A 22,082-nucleotide genomic window follows, 5' to 3' on the forward strand; every position below is an offset into this window, starting at 1 on the left:
AGCGTTGCCAAGGAGAGAGCATGGTCGCGCAACTTACTTCGAGTGAAAGACAATATTGTGCCATCACCCTGATCCTGATGGTGATCGTGGGCGTCGCCATGGCAGCGCTTGGCAAGTCCGATCCGCTCGGCGTGCACGGCGTCATCGTTATTGTCTACAGCGGCGTCCTGCTTTACCTGGTCCTGTCGGCATTCTACGGCCCCGAACCGCAAGAGGACCGGCAGGCCAGCTATTACGACGACCCGATCAAGGTCGGCATCGCGCTTTCCATGGTCTGGGCCGTGTTTGGCATGTTCATGGGCGTCTGGGTTGCCTCCCAACTCGCCTGGCCGAACCTCGCCTTCGACGCCGCCTGGTCGACATTTGGCCGGCTGCGGCCCACCCACACCACGGGCGTTATCTTCGGCTTCGGCGGTAACGCGCTGATCGCCACCTCTTTCCATGTCGTGCAGCGCACCTCACGGGCACGTCTCGCCGGGCAGATCAGCCCCTGGTTCGTGCTGTTCGGTTTCAACCTTTTCTGTCTGCTGGCGGTGAGCGGCTACCTGATCGGCGTCACCCAGTCGAAGGAGTACGCCGAAGCCGAATGGTATGCCGACCTCTGGCTGGTGATTGTCTGGGTCGCCTATTTCATCCTCTACATCCGTACGCTGGCGCGCCGCAAGGAACCACATATCTACGTCGCCAACTGGTACTATCTCGCCTTCATCCTGGTGGTCGCGGTTCTGCACATCGTCAACAATCTCGCCATTCCGGTGTCGTGGGGCCACGCCAAGAGCTACACCATCTGGGCCGGCGTGCAGGATGCGATGGTGCAATGGTGGTACGGCCACAACGCGGTCGCCTTCTTCCTCACCTCGGGCTTCCTGGGGATGCTTTACTACTACCTGCCGGTGCGTGCTGGGCGGCCGATCTTCTCCTACCGGCTGTCGATCCTTAGTTTCTGGGGCATCACCTTCTTCTACATCTGGGTCGGCTCCCATCATCTCCATTATACGGCTCTGCCGCATTGGGTGCAGAACCTCGGCATGACTTTCTCGGTGATGCTGCTGGTGCCGTCATGGGCGTCCGCCGGCAACGCGTTGCTGACGCTTAACGGCGCATGGCACAAGGTGCGCGACGACGCGACGCTGCGCTTCATGTTTGTGGCCGCCGTCTTCTATGGCCTGGCGACCTTCGAGGGCTCGTTCCTTGCCATCCGGCCGGTCAATTCTCTTTCCCATTACACCGACTGGACGATCGGTCATGTCCATGCCGGCGCACTCGGCTGGGTGGCGCTGATCACCTTCGGTTCGATCTACACCCTGGTTCCCGCGCTGTGGAAACGCCCGGCCATGTATTCGGCGACGCTGGTCGAAGTGCATTTCTGGTTAGCCCTGGCAGGCACGCTGATATATGTATTCGCGATGTGGAACTCCGGCATCATCCAGGGCCTGATGTGGCGGACCTACACAGAAGACGGAACGCTCACCTATTCCTTCGTCGACACGCTGGTTGCGATGTATCCCTATTATATCGCGCGCGCCTTCGGCGGCCTACTGTTCCTGCTCGGCGCGATTGTCGCCTGCTACAACATCTGGATGACGGCGCGCGGAGCGCCGGCGGTCGCCGTCGTCGGCGATGGACCGGCCCAGTCCGACGCCGCGCCTGCCCCTGCGGAGTGACCCGATGCCTGAACTGTTCCATCGCAAGCTCGAACGGACGGCAATCGGCTTCGTACTGGCGATTATCGCCGCGGCCAGCGTCGGCGGCATCGTTGAGATCGCGCCGCTCTTCACCATTCACCAGACCGTCGAGGACGCGCCGGACATGCGCGTCTACACCCCGCTCGAACTGGCCGGCCGCAACATCTATGAGCGCGAAGGCTGCTATGCCTGTCACAGCCAGATGATCCGCACGCTGCGCGACGATGTCGAGCGCTACGGCCCCTATTCGCTGGCCGTGGAATCCAAATACGACCATCCGATGCTATGGGGATCGAAGCGCACCGGCCCCGATCTCGCTCGCGTTGGCGGCAAGTATTCCGACTTATGGCAAGTCGCGCACCTGACCAACCCGCGCAGCGTGGTGCCCGAATCCAACATGCCGGCCTATGCGTTTCTGGAGCGCACGCCCCTTGAGATGGACGATCTGGGCCAACATCTGGCGGTGCTGCGCGAACTCGGCGTGCCCTACACCGATGACATGATCGCCAATGCCGCCCGCGACGCCTACGGACAGGCGACGCCGGACAGCGATTTCGCCACTGGTGTCGTCAAGCGCTATGGCGAGGCGACCGATGTGAGTGCATTCGACGGCGTAACGACGGACGTCTCGGAGATGGACGCGCTGGTGGCATATCTGCAGGTTCTCGGACGTCTGACGGATGCGGCAAGCCGGGAGCAGGCAGCCGTCGCACCCCACGTCGGCGGAAACGGGGGTTGAGGAGCGAACCATGGATGTGAGCCACGATACGCTTGTCGCGCTCGCCAAGAGCTGGGGACTGTTTTACCTGATCGCTTTCGCGGTGGCGGTTGTCATCTACGCTTACCGGCCCGCCAATCGTGCGCGCTTCAACGCGGCCAAGAAGGATATTCTCGAGCAGGATGACAGGCCATGGCGGTAGAGGAGATCGATCCGGTAAGCGGGCGCGAAACCACCGGGCACGAATGGAACGGCATCACCGAGCTCGACACCCCCGTGCCGCGGGGCGTACTGATATTCCTTATCGTTACCCATATCTTCGCGGTACTGTGGTGGTTCCTGATGCCCACTTGGCCGCTCGGCACCACCTACACGCACGGGCTGCTCGATACCGACCAGCACAAGATGGTCGCCGAAAGGCTTTCTGAGGCGAACGCGGCGCGCGCGCCGTGGGTCGAGGCGATTGAGAAGAAGAGCTTTGATGAGATCCAAGCCGATCCGAAACTGATGAAAATCGTCCAGGAAACCGGTCATCGTCTGTTCGGCGACAACTGCGCCGCCTGCCACGGACGCGACGGACGCGGCGGCGGCAACTATCCCGACTTGGCCGACCACGACTGGATCTGGGGCGGTGGACCGGAAGCGATTGCCCAGACGATCAGCGTCGGCGTCAACAGCGCACACGCCGACAGCAGGGTGTCCCAGATGCCCGCCTTCGGCCGCGACGAGATGCTCGATCCGCTGCAATTGCAGAATGTCGCAATCTATGTGCACTCGCTGAGCAATCCGGGCGACGCAACGCCCGACAATGTCCAAACAATCGAGGCCGGACGTCAGGTGTTCCTGACCACCTGCGCGGCCTGCCACGGCGAGAACGCGAAAGGAAACGTCGATGTCGGCGCGCCGAACCTAACCGACAAATACTGGATCTACGGCGGAGATCTCGAGACTATCGTGGCAACCATCCACGGCGGCCGTCAGGGGCATATGCCGACCTGGGGCAAGCGTCTATCGGCCGCCGACATTAAGATTCTCGCCCTGTACGTGCATTCGTTGGGCGTGGAAAATCCGTGAGCGCGGCGTTGCTATGAGCGATAAAGCGAGCGGCAGAAGACCGGTTTACTGGATCGTATGGGTGCTGGTCGGCGCAGGCGTCGCGATCTTCTGTGGCGCCAACGCTCATCTTGTCTATGTGGCTATGACCTCCCAGCCCGGCTGCGTGGCGCATCTGAAGGAACCGCTGCACGGAAGCGGGGTCTATCGCGCGGCGCAGTCGGACTGCTAAGGTTTCAGGAGTGAATTATGAGTGACACGGAACGCCCCTATGGCCTGCTGGCGCAACTTTCCGGCATCGAGGAAACGCGCAATCCGGCCCGCCAGCGCAACCTGCCTGCCGGCGCCTGCCTGTCATGGCTGGCGGTCGGTTGGCGCGATCTTTGGATGCGTCCGGGTCCGAGCCTCGCCTACGGCTTTGTCGTCTTTGCCGTCTCGGCGGCATTTGTCTGGACGCTGTTTGCTTTCGGATGGGACTATATCCTGTTCCCGGCGCTCGCCGGGTTCATGATCGTCGGGCCGGTAGCGGCGGTTGGGCTGTACGAGAAGAGTCGCGTTCTCGAGGCCGGCGGAATACCAAGCCTTGGATCGATGTTGCATGGATGGCGGCGGGCCGGCGCCCAGATCTTTTTCACCGGGTTGCTGCTGTGCCTGCTCATGCTCTTGTGGATGCGCGCCGCAGTGCTGATTTATGCACTTTTCTTCGGCTTGCGGCCGTTTCCAGGTCTCGACCATATAACGCAGTTGATCGTCACCACGCCGATGGGAATTGCCATGCTGGTGGTCGGTGGCGCGATCGGCGGGCTGTTTGCCGCCTTCGGCTTCGCCATCAGCGTCTTTTCCATTCCGATGCTGCTTGACCGGCCGATCGACGCGCTGACCGCCATGGCAACCAGCATGGCGATGGTGTGGAACAACATCCTGCCCATGCTAGTCTGGGGCCTGGTGGTGCTGGTGCTGTTCGCGCTAGGCGTGGCGACCGCCTTCCTCGCCCTGATCGTCATCTTCCCGTTACTCGGACATGCCACTTGGCACGCCTACAAGGCAATGCGTTAACAAGGCGAGAGTAATGTCCTGCTGCTCGCCCGCCGAGGTCAGGCTCGAATTCGAACCGCCGCCACCGATCGCGCCCGAGGAAATTCTCCTGTCGAGCCGTGATCTAGGCGACGGCACCCGCCAGACCGATCTTTCTGTTCCTGGCATCCATTGTGGCGCGTGCATCACTGCCGTGGAGAAGACGCTTTCCGCCCTGGAAGGCGTGACCAGCGCGCGCGTCAACCTGTCTACCAGGCGGGTTGTGGTCCGCTGGCGGACGGTTAGGGATGTCGTGCCCGACATGGTGGGCGCGTTGGAGAGGATCGGTTATCCGGCGCATCTTCATTCTTTTGAGGCCGACAGGACCGATCCTCGGTTGTCGCGTCTTCTCAAAGCTCTGGCGCTCTCCGGCTTCTGCGCCATGAACATCATGCTGCTTTCCGTATCCGTCTGGCTTGGCGCCGACGAGGGGACGCGGCAGGCGTTCCACATAATTTCCGCCATGCTGGCGCTGCCCGCCATCCTTTACAGTGGCGGCATTTTCTATGCTTCGGCCTGGAGAGCCTTGCGCCATGGTCGCACCAACATGGACGTCCCCATCTCGATCGGCGTGACGCTGGCTTTCGGCCTCAGCCTCTACGACACCGTGCAGGGCGCCGAGCACGCCTATTTCGACGCCGCCACGACCCTGGTGTTTTTCCTGCTGATCGGCCGCACGCTTGACCATCTTATGCGGGAAAGAGCGCGCTCCGCCGTCGCCGGGCTCGCGCGTCTCGTCCCTGCCGGTGCGACGCTCATCGAGACGGACGGAACGCGCCGTTACATGCCGCTGGCCGAAATCGAGCCGGGCGCCCTACTGTTCGTCGCCCCGGGCGACCGTATTCCGCTCGACGGCGTGGTGGTAACGGGATGCTCCGACCTCGACCGGTCGCTGGTCTCTGGCGAAAGCGTGTCGAGCCCGGCAACGCCGGGGAGTGAAGTTCACGCTGGCATCATGAATCTTACCGGCCCACTCACCGTCAGGACTACAGCGCGCGCTGAGAATTCTTTTCTTGCTGAAATGGTCCGGCTGATGGAGGTCGCCGAAGGCGGCCGGGCGCGCTATCGGCGGCTGGCGGATCGTGCCGCCGCGCTCTATTCTCCCGTCGTGCACACGATCGCGGCGCTTTCGTTCGCCGGCTGGCTCTTGTCGACCGGCGACTGGCACATGTCCGTTACGGTGGCGATCTCAGTCCTCATCATCACCTGTCCATGCGCGCTCGGCCTCGCGGTACCGATCGTCCAGGTGATGGCGGCACGGCGGTTGTTCGAACTAGGTATCATGGTCAAGGACGGGTCTGGGCTGGAGCGTCTAGCCGAGATCGACACCGTTCTGTTCGACAAGACCGGCGTGCTTACTCTGGGCAGGCCGCGCGTCGCCAATTCCGGCACGATCCCGCAAGCGGCACTGTCAATCGCGGCCGCCCTTGCGGCGGGGTCGAGGCACCCTGCCGCCCGTGCGATCGCCGCTGCCGGAACGGCAGGGAGCGCTGTCCTCTTCGAGGAAGTTCGCGAGATAGCTGGTTTGGGGATCGAGGGCCGTATGGAAGGCAGGCTCGTTCGCCTCGGCCGGCCCGCCTGGGCACTCGCCGAAGGACGCATGGAATATCCCGTCGCGGAAGGCAGGTCCGTCGTCGTGCTGACGAGCAACAGCTCCATGCTCGCGACGTTCGAGATAGAAGACCGCGTTCGCCCAGGCGCCAAGAAGGTTGTGCGACATCTGCACGGGCTGGATCTTCCAGTCGAGATACTCTCAGGTGACCGCGCCGAGACAGTTGAGAGGCTGGCGGCGGAACTCGACGTCAGCCAATCGGCCGGCGAGCTGCTGCCGTCGGAAAAACTCGCCCGTATCCGAGAATTCGCCGAAGCGGGCCGTAAGGTGCTCATGGTCGGCGACGGGCTTAACGATGCCCCGGCGTTGGCGGCCGCGCATGTCTCGATGGCGCCCGCCACCGCCGCGGACATCGGCCGTAACGCCGCCGACTTCGTGTTCCTGCACGAGGACCTTTCGGCTGTCGCGACGGCGCTCGACATCGCCCGGAAGGCAGGAAGCTTGGTGCGCGGGAATTTTGTGCTCGCAGTCGCCTACAATGCGCTTGCCGTGCCATTCGCCATCAGTGGATTGGTTACGCCGCTCCTGGCGGCAGTTGCGATGTCCCTCTCGTCAGTGCTCGTCGTGGCGAACGCCATGCGGCTTCATCGGACTTCAATTTCTCGATCCACCGACAGCCCTCACGCCCCGGTTCTGACGCGGGCGGAAGCGGTCGCCGGTCGATGAACTATCTTATTGTCCTCGTCCCTGTCGCTATCCTGCTCGGGCTGGTCGGTCTCGCGGCTTTCATGTGGTCGCTGCGATCAGGCCAATACGAAGATCTCGACGGCGCGGCGGAGCGCATCTTGCTCGATAAGGAGGACAAACCCTAGGTGTGTAGTCCCGAGCTTTGATGGTGCATCATTTCCGCACAAATCAAAGGAGGTGTTATATCGCCGGCGAACTGGTCGACTGGCTCCAGGATCGCGACATGCGCCACACCCGGGGTGCACCATGTCATCCTCAAACCCAAGGCAAGATCGAGCGCTGGCACCAGACGCTGAAGAACCGCATCCTGTCGAAAACTACTTCCTTCCGGGCGATCTTGAAGCCCAGATCGCAGCCTTCGTCGAGCGCTACAACCATCGGCGCTATCGCGAGAGCCTCGGCAATCTCACTGAGGCCGATGTCTACTTCGGACGCGGCCAGACTATCCTGTTCCAACGAGAAAGGATCAGGCGAGGGACCATCGAACTGCGGCGCTTGCGGCATCGCAAAGCCACCGCTTAAAATGCTAAACCAATGAACCAGAGCCTCCAGTGAATGCTCCGCCGCCTGAAAGGCGGTGGCTTCAGATTGCGGCTTCAAGCCGGATAGGTAGGCGTGGGGGGACCGGGAGCGAACTCAGGTCACGTTGAAGTTGTCGTATGATGATCGCGACGAGCTGCTGGGAAGAAAAAAGAAGTCAATATGGCTAAGGATGAACGGCTCCACAAATTAGCCGGAAACCCGGGGAAAAGCGCGCCGGGGCCTAAAGCCAGGCCGCGCGGTTAGTTAGCGGGGCTCAGCAGCTTTGGATCGATGCCAGTCATCTGGGCCCGTTCGCTTCCGGCACTGGACGTAACCGCTGTTCTCAGGCCACGGCCTTGAGTGGCGCGGGGGCATAGGCCCAGGGCTGGGGTTGCCGTTCGCGATGCATCTGGGCGGGCAGGGCGGCGTGAACGCCACCGCCGTAGCAGCCGGGCCGACGACTTTTTTCTGGGAGACCCACGCGCTGCTGCCGCAATCAGCCATGACGCATATGGCCTCGATGATCGCCCAGGGTGTGTTCGAGAAGTGGCCGGACCTCTACTGCGTCATCATCGAATGTGGCGTTGCCTGGGTGCCTTCGGTACTGTGGCGGCTGGATTCGAATTATCGTGCTCTGCGCAAGGAAACGCCGTGGCTGAGGATGCTGCCGTCGGAATATTTCCGCCGCAATATCCGGTTTTCGACGCAGCCGCTTGAGCAGCCCAAGAATCTTCAGCATCTCTGGTCGACATTGGAGGCGATGGACGGCGAGCACACCCTGATGTTCGCCTCCGACTATCCGCATTGGGACTATGATGATGCCAACAATTTGCACATTCCGGCGAAATGGCGCGAAAGGATCATGGGTCTCAATGCGTTGGAGGTCTACAAGCGGATCCCGCAGCCAATCGCCGTGGCAGCGGAATGAGGGGGAGCGCTGTGGCCGAACCGCATTTCGCTTGCAACGTCGATGATGTCCCGATCGACGCGGCGAAGGTCGTCAAGATCAAGAGCTTGTCAGTTGGAATCTTCAAGCTGTCTGATGGCTTCCACGCCTTGCTCAACATCTGCCCGCATCGAGGTGCCGCCCTATGCGAAGGCCCGGTCTGCGGCACAACCAGGGCCACGGACGACCAAGAATTCGTCTACGACCGGGCAGGTGAGTTGATACGCTGCGCGTGGCATGGGTGGGAGTTCGACATCCGCTCGGGAGAGTTTCTAGTGGATTCGAGAATCAGGGCGCGGACGCTGCCTATCTCGCTGGACGGCGAAAAAGTGTTCGTTCATTTATGACGGGATGGATATGGCCGCTCCCGGTGGCGTTGAGCGCAAGATGCGCGTCATCAACGCCGCCGTCGACATGATCTACAAGATACCGCGCGAACAGCGGACCTTCGACCTGCTGCCGGAAGTCCTGCGGGGCTCGCTCATGCCTGGGATGAATGATCTGGCGGCGCGCATACAACCCTGGCTCGACCCGAAGGACAGGGGCTGGCTTTTCAACAATCCCGTCGATCTGGTCGATTTCTCGAAACCCGTTGTCGGGTTCGACATGACGAAGATCCTGGGCGACCGAAAGCTGCGCTCGGCGGCGTTGCTCTACATCTTCCATCGTCTCGAGGACGTCATCGACGGCTCGCCGAACCGGCAATGCGACAAGGTCGCCGAAGTCGATGCAATGTGCGTTGCGCTTGAGCTGTTCATAGCCGGCGTAGACGCGGGCTACCTCGCCGGCGCGTTCAGCGACGTCGCGCGTATCGGAGTCCCCGGCTTTCGCAAGCATTGCGCCGGCGAGTGCGGCGTAGGCTTCGGCGTCGACCACCTCGTCTTTTGCCCGGGAAACGGCGGCCAACATGTCGGCGATGATCTGGGTTGGATCGTAGAGATTGCGGTAATGAGTAAGCCTCAGGCGCGGGAACTCCTCCTCGAGGAGCTCGGCCGCCTCGGTCCGATCCATCATCCGCGGATCTTTCGGCAGGCCGAGTTCTGCATGGAAACGACGGATGATATCGAGACCGAATGCGTGGAACGTGCCGATCCACATCGCGGCGGCAGCCTCGGGTCGCTTGCGGGCGATCCGCTCCGCCATCTCTCCCGCCGCCTTGTTGGAGAAGGTCAGAAGCAAGAGGCGCCGCGGATCGACACCCTCCTCCAGAAGGCCTTCGACGCGAGCGATCAACGTCTGCGTCTTGCCAGTGCCAGGACTCGCCTCAAGCAGATACGCCTCGCCGCGATGAGCCGCCGCCGAGGCTTGCAGCGAATTCAGCGGCCGCTCGATATGCGTCGCCGCCGTCACAGGTGGCACTGGCGGCAGCAGCAAGGCGTCGAACAGCTGTTGCGCGACCATCTCGAATGGCGCGCCGAGCTTCGCGGCAATGGCGGACGCGGAGAGCCCTTCGTCAATATGAAGTGTGCGGACCAGGGGGCGCGGTAGCAGCAGCTCGCGTGCAAACAGGTCCATCTGGACCTCACGGCGTTGCCTGCGGCCATAGTCGACAACCCGATCCATTCCAACCGGCGACGGCTCTGCGGCGCGGCTGGGATCAATCGCCGGTACTGGCTCGCCCTCAGGATCGTCGCCGAGTTCGGCATGACCAATCTCGTGGGCGACCAGGAAGGCTTGCTCGAACCGCGAGCCGACATTCTCGTGAAGGATCAGATCGTCGTCGGTGACGAAGGTCGCACGGCCGCCATTGAGGACGGCTGCCCCAGCGGCCGTCGGTTCGACATCAATCCCCCGTCGCCTGGCCTCGGCGACAGCAAAGTCATAGGGCGACCAGGGATCGGCGCCGGAAGCAACCAGGCGAGCATGAAGCTCGGCGGCGACTTGCCTGGCGAGCTCCACGCTGTCCATTTCAATCCGCCTCTGCCAACAACCGGGCGCGCTTCTCTGCCGGGACGCCTGCGTCGATCAGCACCTGCTCGAAAGTGACCTGCCCGCCGATCGCGGGCTTGCCGTCGGCCTTGTAGCTGCGCCCGGCGGCCAGCTGCGCGGGGCCCCAGGACAATTCCAACTGTGTGACCGAACTGCTCACCTCCTGGGCAAGCCTGCCGAGAAACCGTCGCGGGATACTGATGAAGGAGATCCGTCGCTCGCGCAGCGCGGTCACGACCTGCCGGGGCACGTCAAGACGCAGGGCGACGGCACGCCAATCGGCGACCGTAAGCGCCGCGAAGGGGTCCGTCATCGGCGCCGGCATGGCCGCCGCGTGCTGCGACCAGGCAGCGTCGAGGAGGGCCTGATCGGCAGCGGTCAGCGGCGCGTCATCGTCGTAGACTTCGCGGCTAAGCTCGCGCGACAGGTCAACGAGCTCTCGGGCATATTCCGGGTAAAGCCGCAAATAGCGCTCCAAGGTTGACCGGCCAGGCTCGCTCTCGACCGCGAACGCGTCGAGCACAGACTCGCGGGTTGGACGTTCTCCTGCGGGGCTCACCGCTCTTCTCCATCGGCCATGGGGGCCCGCAGGGCGGCGAAGGCTTTGTCGCGATAGGTTCGGACGGTCTTTTCCGAGCGGCCCAGGGCCTTGGCGATGGTCATGACGTCCGGCTCCTTTGAGTCGATGGGGAAGCCCTGTCTCAGCATATGAATGATCCTGCTTTGTTCTATGGGTAGAGCCGCAATCGCCGCATCCAGGCGCAACCGGTAAGCCGGATCGTCCAAATCCGACAAGGTGAACGGGTCGTGAACCCCGGCAGCCGCCTCGACTTCCGGTGACAGCTCACCGCTTTCTTCGTCGTATTCGAGTGGTCGGGAACGGTTCTCGTCGCGCCAGGCCTGTTCCTGGGCATCGCGCCGCAGGCTAGCCAGCGCGCCGTCGAAACGCACCTCGAAGTAGTCGACCTTGTCGACATAGGCGGCGCGATCCGCCGACAGCAGCTCGACGAAGCGGCCGAACACCTTGTCGCGCACGACCCCGCGCGTCAAAGATTCCGTCTTGCCATCAGGGCTTTCCGCCTTGGACAAACTACGCATTACCCGTTCAGTCAGGATCCGATAGAGCCGCTCAAACCACATCTCGTTGTTGTCTTGGCGGCTCGCGCGGATGAAATAGACGAGACATTCGCTGGAAACGTAGGCTGGGTCGGAGCGCTTCCTGATTTCAGCCTTGGCGATCAACTCGTCACGCGACAGGGCCGCCAGTTCGGCGATGAGCGCTTCTACCCTCTGGTCGCGCTTGTAGAGTTCGCCGCTGAGGCGTCGCTTGCGCAGCGGTGTTACTGTCGCTTGGCGCATGCGCTGAGCGTCTGCCTCTTGCCCTGCGTCGGCAGCTCCCTCCAGCTGGTTCATCGCGCCGCCTCGCTTTCCATATCGCGCCTCTCGTTCAGACGCGTCTCGAGCGAGCGGATGCTGTCGAGCACCGCCTCAAATTCCGGAGGATCGCCGAAGATCATCCCTTTCATGGCTCTGTAATCGACGCGCAACTGTTCGATCATGGCGTCATGCGGTGCAAGCGCGAACGAGCCAGGCACGGCGCTCGCGAGATCGAAGTCCGGTCGATTGAAGAACATCCGGGCATGCGCGACGCAGTCCGCGCCGAGCGCGCTGTTAGCGATGGCGGCGTCGCCCACCGGCGTCGCGCCCAGTTGGTGCAGATCATAGTAGTGTCGAGACACGCGCTGGCCGCCCCCACGCAGCTCTCCGCGCTTGTCGAACCAGCGCCGCAGCCCGTGGAGGATGACGATCTTATCCCAGAAGGTGCGTTCAGGGTCGACCGTTCGCACGGCCGGCACGGTCAGGTCGAGCACCGGCAGATCATCATCGACATAGGGTTTGATCGGCACTTCGCTATTGGGGTCGAGCGCGGATTTCGCGCCAGACTCGATCTTGATCGCCGCTCGCACGTAATCCGATCGCGGCGTCGCCGCCGGATACCAGATCAGCAGCGTCTGCCCATAGGGATCGGCATCGTCGGCGTCCACGCGTCCCGCCCCGGTATCGAGGCCGGCGGCCTTGAACCTTTCTTGTAGGATCAGAGTCAACTCAGCGCGTAGCGGGCCGTTGATGTAGGCTTGACAGGCGTCCTTGATCGCATCGAGGCGCGCCTTGCGTTTCTTACCACTCAGCGCGTCGAGCTCCTCGATGGTCGCCGGTTCGCCAATGTCGTCCCGAAACACCGTGACGTCGATATCCTCTGAGAAGCGGTTGATCAGACCGAAGCCTTTGGACAAGGAGGTTCCGCCCTTGAAAAGAAGGCGGGGTCCCCCCGCTTTCAGTCCATTGAACAAGGCATCCAGCGTCCAGCAGACCCAGAAGTCCTTTTCGATATTCTGGGATGCCGTGCCGAGGCGCAGCGCCGTCGTATCGAAGGCGCTTAACATCGTGTCCGACCCTGCCGCGAGGACCTCGTTGAAAGCCGCATTCATGTCTTCGCGGCCCGGGTTGCGCCGCGCTTGGCGGTTCGTGTCTTGTCGGCAGAGTGCGGTTTCGGCTTCCGTCGGCCGATGGCTGCGTGATCGTCGTCGCCGTCCGTCGTTCGTTGTCGCTGACGATCATGATCAGCATCGGCACCAGCATGATCATCATCACCGACATGCCAACCACCAACGCCAGCGTCGTTTTCGACAAGCGGCTTGAGAAACACCCACATCCAGGTTGGCAGCGCCGTTATACCCGCAGTGATGTCAGCTTTCAGCTGCGGGCCCGCAACGGGATCCTCGAAGAGCTTGGCGAGCTTGTGCTTGACGTGATCACTCTCTCCTTCACGGACCAGGAGATCGCGGAGCCAGTGAAGCGCCTGGACGACGCGCATCGCCGGTCGCCCGGCCCAGAACAGCTTGCTTGCCGCGGTCGGACGGAAGGTGATCGTGACGTTACCGAGCTTGATAGCACGACGGCGGGCGTCTGTGTGCACCACGATTTTTGCCGGGACCGCGTCGGTCAGGCCCAGATCGTTTGCTGCGGTCATGCCATCGACAAGCATCCGGGTTTGGTCGCGTCGACCGACCGCGTCGATGACCGAGCGCGGATCGGGCGGGTTGGTTTTTTGGGTGAGCTTGTTGAAGCCAGGCTGATCGTAGAGCCCGCGATCAATCCGCCTGAGGGTTTGCGCCTTCGTCAACCGCTGCAACGCCTTATCGACGGCGTCCCGCGAGGCGAGATCCACGAAATCACTCGGCGTCCACACCTTGCGCGGCGCGTCGGCACGGATGCGGGCAAGCATGGCTGGCTTCAGATCGGGCGAGTCACTCATGTCCGAAAATTGTAGACGTTTTCCGGACGATCAACAAGCAGTCTGTCCGAAAGGTATATACAAATTTCGGACAGAGCCATCTGATCCCCGCTTATGACTGACCCGGTTGCCAGTCGCTCATCTGCAAAATGTTTCCGCCGAGTTTTGCGAACGCGCGTTGGCGGCAAGAGAAAACGAGAATCTGCTGATCGCGTGATTGACGATGCAAAGCGTCGAACATGCGCTCAATGCGATCGTCATCGGAATAGACCAACGCGTCATCCAGGATGACCGGTGTGGGGCGCCCGTCGCGGGCGAGCAGACGGGCGAAGGCTAGCCGGGTCAGAACCGAAAGCTGTTCTCGCATGCCGCCACTCAACCTATCGACATCCTCGTCCTGACCATTGCGACGAACGGTCTGCGGCAACAGTGTGTTCTCGTCGAACACTATGGAGATGTCATCGAATAGCAATCCAAGCAACGGTCGCAGCTCGGACATGACCGGCTTTAGATAAAGATCGCGTGCCGCCGAGCGTGCAGCGCCCAGCGTTGTGCGCAGCCGGTCGAGAACGGCCTTTTCGATCTCGAAGCGTCCCACTCGCTCTTCAGCGACTTCCAATTTTTCCCTGGCCTCGCGCCAAGCTTCTTCCACCGCGTCGTCGGACCGAGTGCGAATATGGCCATTGAGATCGGCAAGAGTCACACGCAACTGACCTGCCTCCTGGGTGGCGGCATCCTGAACCGAACGGGCGCGGCGCAGAACGGCCTCGGCGCTGGTGAGATCGTGAGCGCCGTCGCGCAGGGGAGCAGCGCGCATTTCGGCCGCTTCGCGCAGAGTTTGTCGTGCGTTGGCCTCGGTAAGCAGCAAGCGCTCCTTCTCCTCGCGTGCTGCTTCAGGTCCCAATATGACGTCGAGGCTGGTCAGTTCCGCCTGGATGGTCACGTAAGCAGTCTCCGCGGCCATGACAGCCTCGTCGGCATGGCTGCGCAGGGGCAGGGCCTCGCGCACGTTGTTGCGTGTTGTCGTCACACGCTGCTGAGCTGCTGCATGATGTTGTCGGATCTGTTGCGAATCGACCTTAAGTTCGAGGTCCCCGGCCGCGAGGGCACTCAGTCGGGCAAGCTCTTCGTGCAATTGCTGTATTCCCTTGGGCGCGAGATCGCCGAGCCGCTGACGCGCCAAGCCCAGTTCGGCGGCCCTGTCGCGCGCTTCAACCAAGCGCTGGCGTGCCGTCATGAGGCTGTCGACACCGAGGGACGCAAGCAGGCTGCGGTGCTTCGCTTCGGCGTCTTCGATGGTCCGGTCGGCCTGCTGCGGCCGATTCGATCGCAGGGTCAAGACTCCGATGCCGGCAATATCCAGGCGCACGGTGCCAGCAAAGCTTTGGTCTTCTGCATGGGGCAAGGGCTTGGCATCGATCGTCACCAAATCGGCGGCGGCCCGGTATTCCATGCATAGCGTCGGCAGGGTTGCCAGGTGAGCTGCACGAAGGCTGGCGATCTCGATTTCGAGCGCCTGCAGTTGCTCGACAGCCTGTTCCGGCACCGTCAGCATAGCTAGCGCTGCCTCTCCATCTTCGATCTGGGTTCTGGCGACTTCGGCTTGTTTCAACCGGTTGTCCGAGCCGGCCAGTTGTTCGGCCGCATCGCGTGCCAAAAGCGTCGCATCCACCCGCGCGAGCAATTCGCGTGCTTCGAGCTCTTCCTGTTCGGCTGCCTGAACTTCGCCCATCGCTTGTTCGTTTTCGGCAATGGCAGAAGCGCGCCGATCGAGAACCTCACTGCGGCGAAGCTGCGCAATCGTCGACTGCTCGCGCAAATCCGCGGCTCTTTTGAGCGCGGTCCGAAAACTATCGAGGGCCTGCTTCGCTGCGTCGTGGTGAATTACGGCCAGAGCGGCTTCCGCTTCAGCAGCTTTCAGGGCTTCGCTGTGCGACTTGGCGGCCTCGACGGAGGCTTCGGCGGCCGAGATACCCTCCCGCCGGATAGCGCCTTCTTCGGGGTTTTCAAGCTCAGACAGACGCGCCAACGCCATGCGCCGCTTGTCGAGCGCATCGCGCAGACCGGTGACTTCGGCGCTGAGACGCTGCTCGTCTTTCAGCAGCTTGTCGCGCTCATCGAGCGCCGCTGCATAGAGACCGCCGCTCTTGGGACGCAGCGTTGACGTAACCAGGCTATAGAGTTCTTCTTCACATGCGGCGGCGATTTCGGCCATGCGTCGCCCGCCGGTCAGGGCTTCAACTTCCCCCTGAACCGAGGACAGTAGGCTTTCGCGCACGCGTTTTTCGCCGTCCTCCTCGCTTTTGCTGCGCCTTTCGATGCCGGTGACCCCTTGGCGAACCCAGAGCAATCCTGCCGGTCCTGCGCTTCCGCCATGGATTAGTTTGCCGATAAAGGCTTCGGCCTCATCGGCTTGAGCCAACAGTCGCCCGCCGTCGAGGTCAATAACGCTGGCCAGCTTGCCGCCATAAAACTGCTTGGCAAGTCGATAGCGTCCTTCTGAAGTGGTGATGTCGGCCTCCACCACCGGATTGCCCCCACTATAAGGCCGCAACAGTCGCACGCCTTCGGGTGTGCCCGTGTGAGGCTGGAAAAAGAGTGCGTGCAGCGCTTCGAAGAAGGTTGATTTGCCGAACTCGTTGACCGCGCAAAGGACGTTGACGCCGTCGCCGATGTTTTCGATGGCGACGCCTTGCCCGGCGAACCGTTTGACGTTGTGGAGCCGAAGGGCCGTAAGTTTCATGATCCCATCGCCTCGCAATAGCTGAACAACCGAACCAGTGCTTCTCGCGATATGTCGCGTTCGACAGCCGACCGGGTTTCGTCGCTGCTTTCATCCAACAGTGCCTGCGCTGCCTCGCGAAGGGCACCAGAGCGGTCGATCCGATCCAAATCGCCACTTTCGCAGTCGGTCGCGAGCCCGTCCCCGTCCAGTTCCAGATAGGCGAAGTCGGGCGCGGCTACCGCGATCGCCGCTTGAAGGATTGTTCGCCCACTTAACCGCACCCGGCCAGACGCGGCAATTCGCAGCAAGGTCTGGCGCCGCAGATGTGCCGGTGGAAGCAACGCTTCAAATGCCGCCGCGCTGTCGTCGCCAGACAGCAGATGCAGGGGAGCGGTTTTCCAGGAAAAGCTAGCTGTTTCAACGGCCACGATCTCGGGCAAGGCGCCAGGCCCGGCAATGGAAACGACAAGGGCCTGACCGGGTGTATCATGCTTGAAACGGTCAGGTTCGGGCGCACCGCTGTAGCGGCTGCGCTCATTGATGGTGACGGGCCCGTGCCAGTCGCCGAGTGCCAGATAATCGAGGCCGGCCTTGGTCGCACGATCTGGTGCAATGACGTCGGACGCTGCTGAATCTTCGGAAAAGTTCTGAATGGCGCCATGAGCAAGCCCAAGCCGGATGGCGCCTTGCGGCGTCGCGGCGCTGTTCATCCACTCGGTAAGGTCGCGACCGGGTCTGCGGGTGGTGCACGGTGCAGGCAGCAGCGCCACGTCTGCGCCAATGGTCAGGGTTTCAGGCCGGGTCGCCAGTATGACATTGTCCGGCACAACGCTACCCGCAGCGCTCCACAATTGATCAGCTAACAGTGAATCGTGGTTGCCAGGGAGCAATATCCAGCGCAAGGGCGCGCTCTGGCTCATCTCGGCAAGGGCCTGCCGCAACATCGCCGGTGTAGGCGTTTCGGTGTCGAACGTATCGCCGGCCAGAAATATGTTGGATGCACCATGGACGCGTGCCTGTTCTGCCAGCCGGCTGATCGCGCTATGGCGCGCTTCACGGAGCCGCCCGCGCAGATCCTCCGGCATGTTGCCGAACCGCTTGCCGATGTGAAGATCGGAGCTGTGGATGAATCGAAACATGGAGTCTCCGAGACTATGTCGATGCCAGGTTGCGCTGGGCGCGATCGATGGCTTCATCCAGCCGGGAGCGTGAAATCGCCGCAAGTCGCTCGACACCGAGCAGACGTGCAAGGTCGAGAGCGGGGTCGGACTGTTCCAGAATGTCCTCGTTCGCAACGACGACAGCGGCCAGCTCGGCGATTGGAATGTCGGCAATGGACCGGCGGGCATCGGCATCGAACGGCATGCGATAATCAAGCAGGTCGACCACCGTCCCTCTCTTCCATAGGAAGCTGCCGCTGGATTCTTCAGTTCTATCGAACTCGCGCAGATGAAGGTCGATCCGCTCCCGAATCTTGTTGCCCGTTCTCAGCCAGCCATGCGCCCGTGCGATGCGCTGCGCAAGGACGTCTTCTCGCAGAGGTCCTTCCTGCTCGATCACCGCGTCGACCATGGACCGCAGCGTGCCTCGGTAGACGAAGTCATAAAACTGATCCGGGCTGGTGGAAAATCCGGTTAGATCAGTCAGGCGATAACGGCCGCCCGTCGGTACGGTATCATGCGTCGAATGCGCGGCCGCAGGCAAAATTCCTGCAGATGCCGATGGGCGCTCTCCCGTCGCGAGGGGAGCGGCGACAAGTTCTGGCTCTGATTTTATCGACGGATGTTCCGGTTCGCCGGCCGATGCTAGGTCCTCGGCTGGCAATGGGTCCATGGGGTCGACCTTATGTCCCATGTCCCAATGGATCGCGGGTTCACTTTCCTGTTGTTCAGCCTGTTTCCGACGGCTTTCCTCGAGCAGCGCGGCCAGGCTGGCATGAAGCCTCTCGGTGCAACCTTCGAGATCAAACCACCAATCGGTTGACCATACCCGGACAATGTTCCACCCGAGGCCGCGCAGGACCTGCTCGCGGACCTTGTCTCGATCTCGCGCCGTGGCAGAACTGTGATAGGTCGCGCCGTCGCATTCGACCCCAGCCAGATAGGCGCCGGCGAGATCGGGATGCCGGATCCCTATATCCACTCGAAAGCCAGAAATGCCGACTTGAGGAACGATGGTCCATCCGCGCTTCTCAAGCTCGGCAGCGACGGCCTCCTCGAAAGGGGATTCCAGGGCTCCGACCGATCCGCGTTCCTGCGCTGGCAATGCCACAGCGCCGCGTTCGGCAAAATCGAGGAAGGCTTTGAGATGCTGCACGCCGATCGCTTTGGTTCGGTTGGGGTCGATCTGGTCGGCGGCAAAACCCGAAAATACGATCAGTTCCTGCCGCGCACGCGTCACCGCGACATTCAGCCGGCGTTCGCCGCCGTCCCGATTCAGCGCGCCGAAATCCATGCTGCGCTTGCCGGCATTATCTTGCGAAAAGGTGATCGAAAACAGGATTATGTCACGCTCGTCCCCTTGGACATTCTCCAGATTCTTGACGATGGCGGGCTCAATACGCTCGTCGGCAAAGAACCATTCAAGCTCCGGCTCTGTCTGGCGCGCCTTGTCGAAAAGGTCGAGGATGAGCGACTGCTGTTGCGCGTTGAAAGTGATGACTCCGAGCGTGGGTCGGTCCTTTTCCGGTAGGGCCAGCCAACGCCGCATCCTGCTGACCGCATCGTCGGTTACCGCTTGGGCTTCGATTCGATTGGTGCGGCTTTTGCCACGGTCATAGATGCCGGTCGTGATTTTTCGCAGCTGAACTGCCCGATCTTCCACCGTTGGCGAAGGGAATGTGATGAGCCGGTTCTGATAGTAGTGATGGTTGGAAAAGGCGATCAGCGACTCATTGCGGCTACGATAATGCCAGCGCAGGTCACGTACCGGGATGCCTGCCGCTTTGGCTTCGTCTAGAATGCTCTCAAGATCCTTTTCGTGCTCGACGACTTCCTCGTCCTCCTCGTTGCGGCCAAAGAAATTGGTGGGCGGCAACTGCTTGGGATCGCCTACGATAATGGTTTGATGGGCTCGCGCGATAGCACCGACAGCGTCCCAGGTGGTGATCTGCGATGCTTCGTCGAAAATGACCACGTCGAAAAGCGCTTGGTCGGGAGGTAGGTATTGAGCGATAGAAAGCGGCGACATCAGCATGCAGGGGGCGAGCTTGGCAAAGCTCGATGGCATAGCGCCGATCATCTCGCGGATCGACCTGCTGGGCCGCTGCAATTCCATCTGATGGCGCAACAGGCCCAACTCGGAATTGCGCGGGACGCTTTGCACAGCCGGCAAACCATGAGCGATGGCACTGATGACGCGAAGGCTTGCTTGAGCGCGGACAAGATCGTCGATTTCCCGGAAATCTTCGATGGCGTGCTCGTGCTGGAAGCGACGGAAATTCCGCAGCACCGGATCGGCATCCAGCGTGGCCGGCAGCCACCAGCGTACATAGGCCAGGCGGAACGCCGATTGAGCTTCAGCTGGTCGCACTAGACCCGCCTCGATATCGTCGACCAACGCTCCCAGATTCTGACTGACAGCCCTGCGACGAATGCCGCACCACGAAGTCCAGTCCCGCAGAAGATGACGGGCGTCGAGCAAGTCTCCCATCGCAGTCGTCAATTCGGTCAGCGGGTTATCATGTTCTGCCCAAGAAGGCGTCTTTCCAGCAGGGATCGCAAATTGGGTCTTGGCAGCCTCGAATGCTGCAGAAGCCGCAAGGAAGCGGGCTGCCCCATAGCGCATCGTGCTATCTGCTGCACCGCTTCGCAGGCTCGGGGCGGTTGCTTGGAGGAGCGCTTTGAGATCCTCCGTGCCGAGGCCGGGCAGGCGTAGCGTCTGTCGAAGCCTTTCGGCGATCGAGAGTATCTGATCGATACGACGGGTGTCGGTATCAAGTGCGGCAAATCCGATCGGCTTCCCAGATAGGATGTTGGCTTCGACAGTGGCCCGGCGGTCCTGCATCAGGCGCAACAGCGGCAAGTCGTGCTGAGGATCGGCTACCCCCTCTGTGACATAGCCTTGAAGCAGCTTCTGGACTTTGCGTTTGCCCAACTGACTGTTTGTCAGAAAAATAATGTCACATTGACAACGCTGCAGATCATGGCAAAAGGCTTGCAAGTGTCTTTTGCAGAACTGCTCGCCGGCGGTAAGAAAGTTCCGGAATGGGCGCATCGGTTGGACGACAATGCGATCCGCAAGCGGCTGGCGCGCATCATCGATTTTGAGCGACAACGACGTACTTTGCACCGTTATGAGATGGCCGAACTCATCGGCGTGGCGGAGGCGACATTCACGAAACTGGAACGCGCGAGCGGCAACATCAGCGTGGACACGATTGCCGCGATCGCCAAGGCGTTGAAACTGAATCCAGCGACCTTCCTCTTTTCCGAAAAGATCCCGCCAACAGCTGATCTAGCTGTTTTCGACAAAGTGGAGAGGTAGGCTTCTATTCGAAAGCCGATCCAGCATAGACCCAGCAAACATGAAAGCGCACTGATGGCAATTTCACATGGGGCCTGGTTGCATACACCTCAGCGCAGTCGGCCTTTTGCGTGCCGGATTTGGCTAGACTGCTCGTCGATAGGTCCACAGCTGTGCCGGCGGTATGTTGCGGACGACGAAGTCATAGTGTGAAACCACGTAGCGGTCGGGCATCTTGATCACCGGCGATAGAGGCCCATAAGTGATTTGAATTACCGGCCGTCCGGCAGGAATGCGGGCAAGCAGATCCTCAATCAGGGCAACGCGCTGTTCCATAGGAAAGCTCAACAGCGGGACTGCACTGACCACGCAATCGAATTGTTCACCCCTGCGCTCACCCAGAACTTCATTCAGCGCAAATGCGTTGCCCAATCTGAAGTCCACGCCCGGGAAGCGTTGCACCAGGCCGTTGTAGAAATTTCTGGAGTATTCGACCGACACCAACTGATGCGATTTAATGCCCCTCTCTAGGATTGCCTTGGTGATGACGCCGGTTCCCGCGCCAAGCTCCAGGATCGGCATTCCGGACCGCGGGTTGACCACGCTTGCCATCCGGCGCGCCGCATAAATCGAAGTGGGGATGAGGGCTCCTACGCCCTTCTTGTCCTTCTGCCAGCCTTTGAAGAATTGCACCTCTTCATCAAACCTTTTGCCGAGCAGCTCCTTCAGTCGGAAAACCATGTTCTCTCCGTGCTCCGGCCATTTAGCGAAGCGCGTTGTGGCCAAGCTCTGCGAATTTTGCAAGCCCGTTACAACTTGCTCGCGTGTTAAGGCCCGTCACAGGCAGTCACGAACAGCGAGGGCGTCTTGCGCTCGCAGGGCCACGCGATTTTTGCTCTTCGCCCGTCCCTCTTCCGTCTTGACTGGTATGAGCTTACAGACTATCTCACCGCCACGTTAGCACTCGCCACTGGCGAGTGCTAACAACGCTCCGGCAACCGACGACCTCTCAATCTCCGCACCAGGGACATCCAAAAATGGCAAAGTCGAAGTTCCGCCCGCTTCATGACCGCGTGGTCGTTCGCCGGGTCGAATCCGAATCCAAGACCGCCGGCGGGATCATCATCCCGGATACGGCGAAGGAAAAGCCGCAGGAAGGCGAGATCATCGCCGTCGGCTCCGGCGCGCGCGACGAAGCCGGCAAGCTCGTCCCGCTGGACGTCAAGGCTGGCGACCGCATCCTGTTCGGCAAGTGGTCGGGCACCGAAGTCAAGCTCAATGGCGAAGACCTTCTGATCATGAAGGAATCCGACATCATGGGCATCATCGGCTGATCATCGGCCTAACATCAACTGAATTTCGGGCTTCTATC

The 22,082-nt window shown here is 61.4% G+C and carries 20 protein-coding genes and 2 pseudogenes; 13 read left to right on the top strand and 9 right to left on the bottom strand.

Annotated features, from left to right (window positions below; genetic code table 11):
* Positions 1 to 20 precede the first annotated feature (20 nt).
* The 11 genes and pseudogenes from ccoN to FFS37_RS30795 all read left to right on the top strand — a co-directional run bounded on the left by ccoN (position 21) and on the right by FFS37_RS30795 (position 8,644).
* Entirely contained in the window at positions 21 to 1,664 is a 1,644-nt protein-coding gene (gene ccoN / locus FFS37_RS30745; protein WP_137934709.1) for a cytochrome-c oxidase, cbb3-type subunit I, read from the top strand.
* A 4-nt stretch (positions 1,665 to 1,668) separates the two neighbouring features.
* Positions 1,669 to 2,424 carry a cytochrome-c oxidase, cbb3-type subunit II gene (gene ccoO, locus FFS37_RS30750; RefSeq protein ID WP_137934710.1) on the top strand — a complete coding sequence of 252 codons (756 nt, stop codon included), beginning with the start codon at positions 1,669 to 1,671 and terminating at the stop codon, positions 2,422 to 2,424.
* A 10-nt stretch (positions 2,425 to 2,434) separates the two neighbouring features.
* Positions 2,435 to 2,605 (top strand): CcoQ/FixQ family Cbb3-type cytochrome c oxidase assembly chaperone, encoded by a 171-nt coding sequence (locus FFS37_RS30755; protein ID WP_056589737.1) that lies wholly within the window; start codon positions 2,435 to 2,437, stop codon positions 2,603 to 2,605.
* Positions 2,596 to 3,477, top strand: a complete 882-nt coding sequence (gene ccoP, locus FFS37_RS30760; protein ID WP_137934711.1) for a cytochrome-c oxidase, cbb3-type subunit III — start codon at positions 2,596 to 2,598, stop codon at positions 3,475 to 3,477. The genes FFS37_RS30755 and ccoP overlap by 10 nt, the downstream gene beginning before the upstream one ends.
* Positions 3,478 to 3,490: 13 nt before the next feature.
* Positions 3,491 to 3,688: a hypothetical protein gene (locus tag FFS37_RS30765; RefSeq protein WP_137934712.1), complete on the top strand. Its 198-nt coding sequence runs from the start codon at positions 3,491 to 3,493 to the stop codon at positions 3,686 to 3,688.
* 17 nt (positions 3,689 to 3,705) lie between these two features.
* Entirely contained in the window at positions 3,706 to 4,512 is an 807-nt protein-coding gene (locus tag FFS37_RS30770; RefSeq protein ID WP_137934713.1) for a DUF2189 domain-containing protein, read from the top strand.
* A 13-nt stretch (positions 4,513 to 4,525) separates the two neighbouring features.
* Complete coding sequence (locus FFS37_RS30775; RefSeq protein WP_137934714.1) at positions 4,526 to 6,808, top strand: heavy metal translocating P-type ATPase; 2,283 nt, start codon at positions 4,526 to 4,528, stop codon at positions 6,806 to 6,808.
* On the top strand, positions 6,805 to 6,954 hold the full coding sequence (gene ccoS, locus FFS37_RS30780) for a cbb3-type cytochrome oxidase assembly protein CcoS (protein WP_137934715.1): 150 nt from the start codon (positions 6,805 to 6,807) through the stop codon (positions 6,952 to 6,954). Before FFS37_RS30775 ends, ccoS begins: the two co-directional genes overlap by 4 nt.
* 56 nt (positions 6,955 to 7,010) lie before the next feature.
* A pseudogene (locus FFS37_RS30785) lies at positions 7,011 to 7,351 on the top strand (integrase core domain-containing protein); the annotation flags it as partial.
* Positions 7,352 to 7,736: 385 nt separating this feature from the next.
* Positions 7,737 to 8,279 (top strand): annotated as a pseudogene (locus FFS37_RS30790) (amidohydrolase family protein); the annotation flags it as partial.
* Between the two features lie 11 nt (positions 8,280 to 8,290).
* Positions 8,291 to 8,644 (top strand): Rieske (2Fe-2S) protein, encoded by a 354-nt coding sequence (locus tag FFS37_RS30795; RefSeq protein WP_232375832.1) that lies wholly within the window; start codon positions 8,291 to 8,293, stop codon positions 8,642 to 8,644.
* On the opposite strand, the gene FFS37_RS30805 is transcribed toward FFS37_RS30795, so the two are convergent.
* From FFS37_RS30805 to FFS37_RS30840, 8 genes are all read right to left on the bottom strand, one after another.
* On the bottom strand, positions 8,604 to 10,205 hold the full coding sequence (locus tag FFS37_RS30805) for a UvrD-helicase domain-containing protein (RefSeq protein WP_408631461.1): 1,602 nt from the start codon (positions 10,203 to 10,205) through the stop codon (positions 8,604 to 8,606). The genes FFS37_RS30795 and FFS37_RS30805 overlap by 41 nt on opposite strands.
* 1 nt (position 10,206) lies before the next feature.
* On the bottom strand, positions 10,207 to 10,785 hold the full coding sequence (locus tag FFS37_RS30810; protein WP_137934717.1) for a hypothetical protein: 579 nt from the start codon (positions 10,783 to 10,785) through the stop codon (positions 10,207 to 10,209).
* On the bottom strand, positions 10,782 to 11,639 hold the full coding sequence (locus tag FFS37_RS30815; RefSeq protein ID WP_137934718.1) for an RNA polymerase sigma factor: 858 nt from the start codon (positions 11,637 to 11,639) through the stop codon (positions 10,782 to 10,784). The genes FFS37_RS30810 and FFS37_RS30815 overlap by 4 nt, the downstream gene beginning before the upstream one ends.
* Positions 11,636 to 12,715: a nucleotidyl transferase AbiEii/AbiGii toxin family protein gene (locus FFS37_RS30820; RefSeq protein WP_137934719.1), complete on the bottom strand. Its 1,080-nt coding sequence runs from the start codon at positions 12,713 to 12,715 to the stop codon at positions 11,636 to 11,638. The genes FFS37_RS30815 and FFS37_RS30820 overlap by 4 nt, the downstream gene beginning before the upstream one ends.
* The gene (locus tag FFS37_RS30825; protein ID WP_232375833.1) at positions 12,712 to 13,512 is read right to left on the bottom strand and encodes a DUF6088 family protein; all 801 of its coding nucleotides are present in this window, start codon (positions 13,510 to 13,512) and stop codon (positions 12,712 to 12,714) included. The genes FFS37_RS30820 and FFS37_RS30825 overlap by 4 nt, the downstream gene beginning before the upstream one ends.
* A 121-nt stretch (positions 13,513 to 13,633) precedes the next feature.
* Complete coding sequence (locus tag FFS37_RS30830; RefSeq protein WP_137934721.1) at positions 13,634 to 16,264, bottom strand: AAA family ATPase; 2,631 nt, start codon at positions 16,262 to 16,264, stop codon at positions 13,634 to 13,636.
* Positions 16,261 to 17,385 (bottom strand): metallophosphoesterase family protein, encoded by a 1,125-nt coding sequence (locus FFS37_RS30835; RefSeq protein ID WP_137934722.1) that lies wholly within the window; start codon positions 17,383 to 17,385, stop codon positions 16,261 to 16,263. The genes FFS37_RS30830 and FFS37_RS30835 overlap by 4 nt, the downstream gene beginning before the upstream one ends.
* 13 nt (positions 17,386 to 17,398) lie before the next feature.
* The gene (locus FFS37_RS30840; RefSeq protein WP_408631462.1) at positions 17,399 to 20,341 is read right to left on the bottom strand and encodes a DUF3320 domain-containing protein; all 2,943 of its coding nucleotides are present in this window, start codon (positions 20,339 to 20,341) and stop codon (positions 17,399 to 17,401) included.
* On the opposite strand from FFS37_RS30840, the gene FFS37_RS30845 reads away from it, so the two are divergent.
* Positions 20,309 to 20,731, top strand: coding sequence for a helix-turn-helix domain-containing protein (locus FFS37_RS30845; protein ID WP_232375834.1), 423 nt, complete (start codon positions 20,309 to 20,311; stop codon positions 20,729 to 20,731). The genes FFS37_RS30840 and FFS37_RS30845 overlap by 33 nt on opposite strands.
* Before the next feature lie 123 nt (positions 20,732 to 20,854).
* Here FFS37_RS30845 and pmtA read toward each other — a convergent pair whose 3' ends face one another.
* Positions 20,855 to 21,451, bottom strand: a complete 597-nt coding sequence (gene pmtA / locus FFS37_RS30850; protein WP_137934723.1) for a phospholipid N-methyltransferase PmtA — start codon at positions 21,449 to 21,451, stop codon at positions 20,855 to 20,857.
* 296 nt (positions 21,452 to 21,747) lie between these two features.
* On the opposite strand from pmtA, the gene groES reads away from it, so the two are divergent.
* Positions 21,748 to 22,044: a co-chaperone GroES gene (gene groES / locus FFS37_RS30855; RefSeq protein ID WP_006203049.1), complete on the top strand. Its 297-nt coding sequence runs from the start codon at positions 21,748 to 21,750 to the stop codon at positions 22,042 to 22,044.
* Positions 22,045 to 22,082 lie beyond the last annotated feature (38 nt).

The sequence above is a fragment of the Mesorhizobium comanense genome (assembly GCF_005503535.1).
In the GTDB taxonomy this organism is placed as follows: domain Bacteria; phylum Pseudomonadota; class Alphaproteobacteria; order Rhizobiales; family Rhizobiaceae; genus Mesorhizobium; species Mesorhizobium comanense.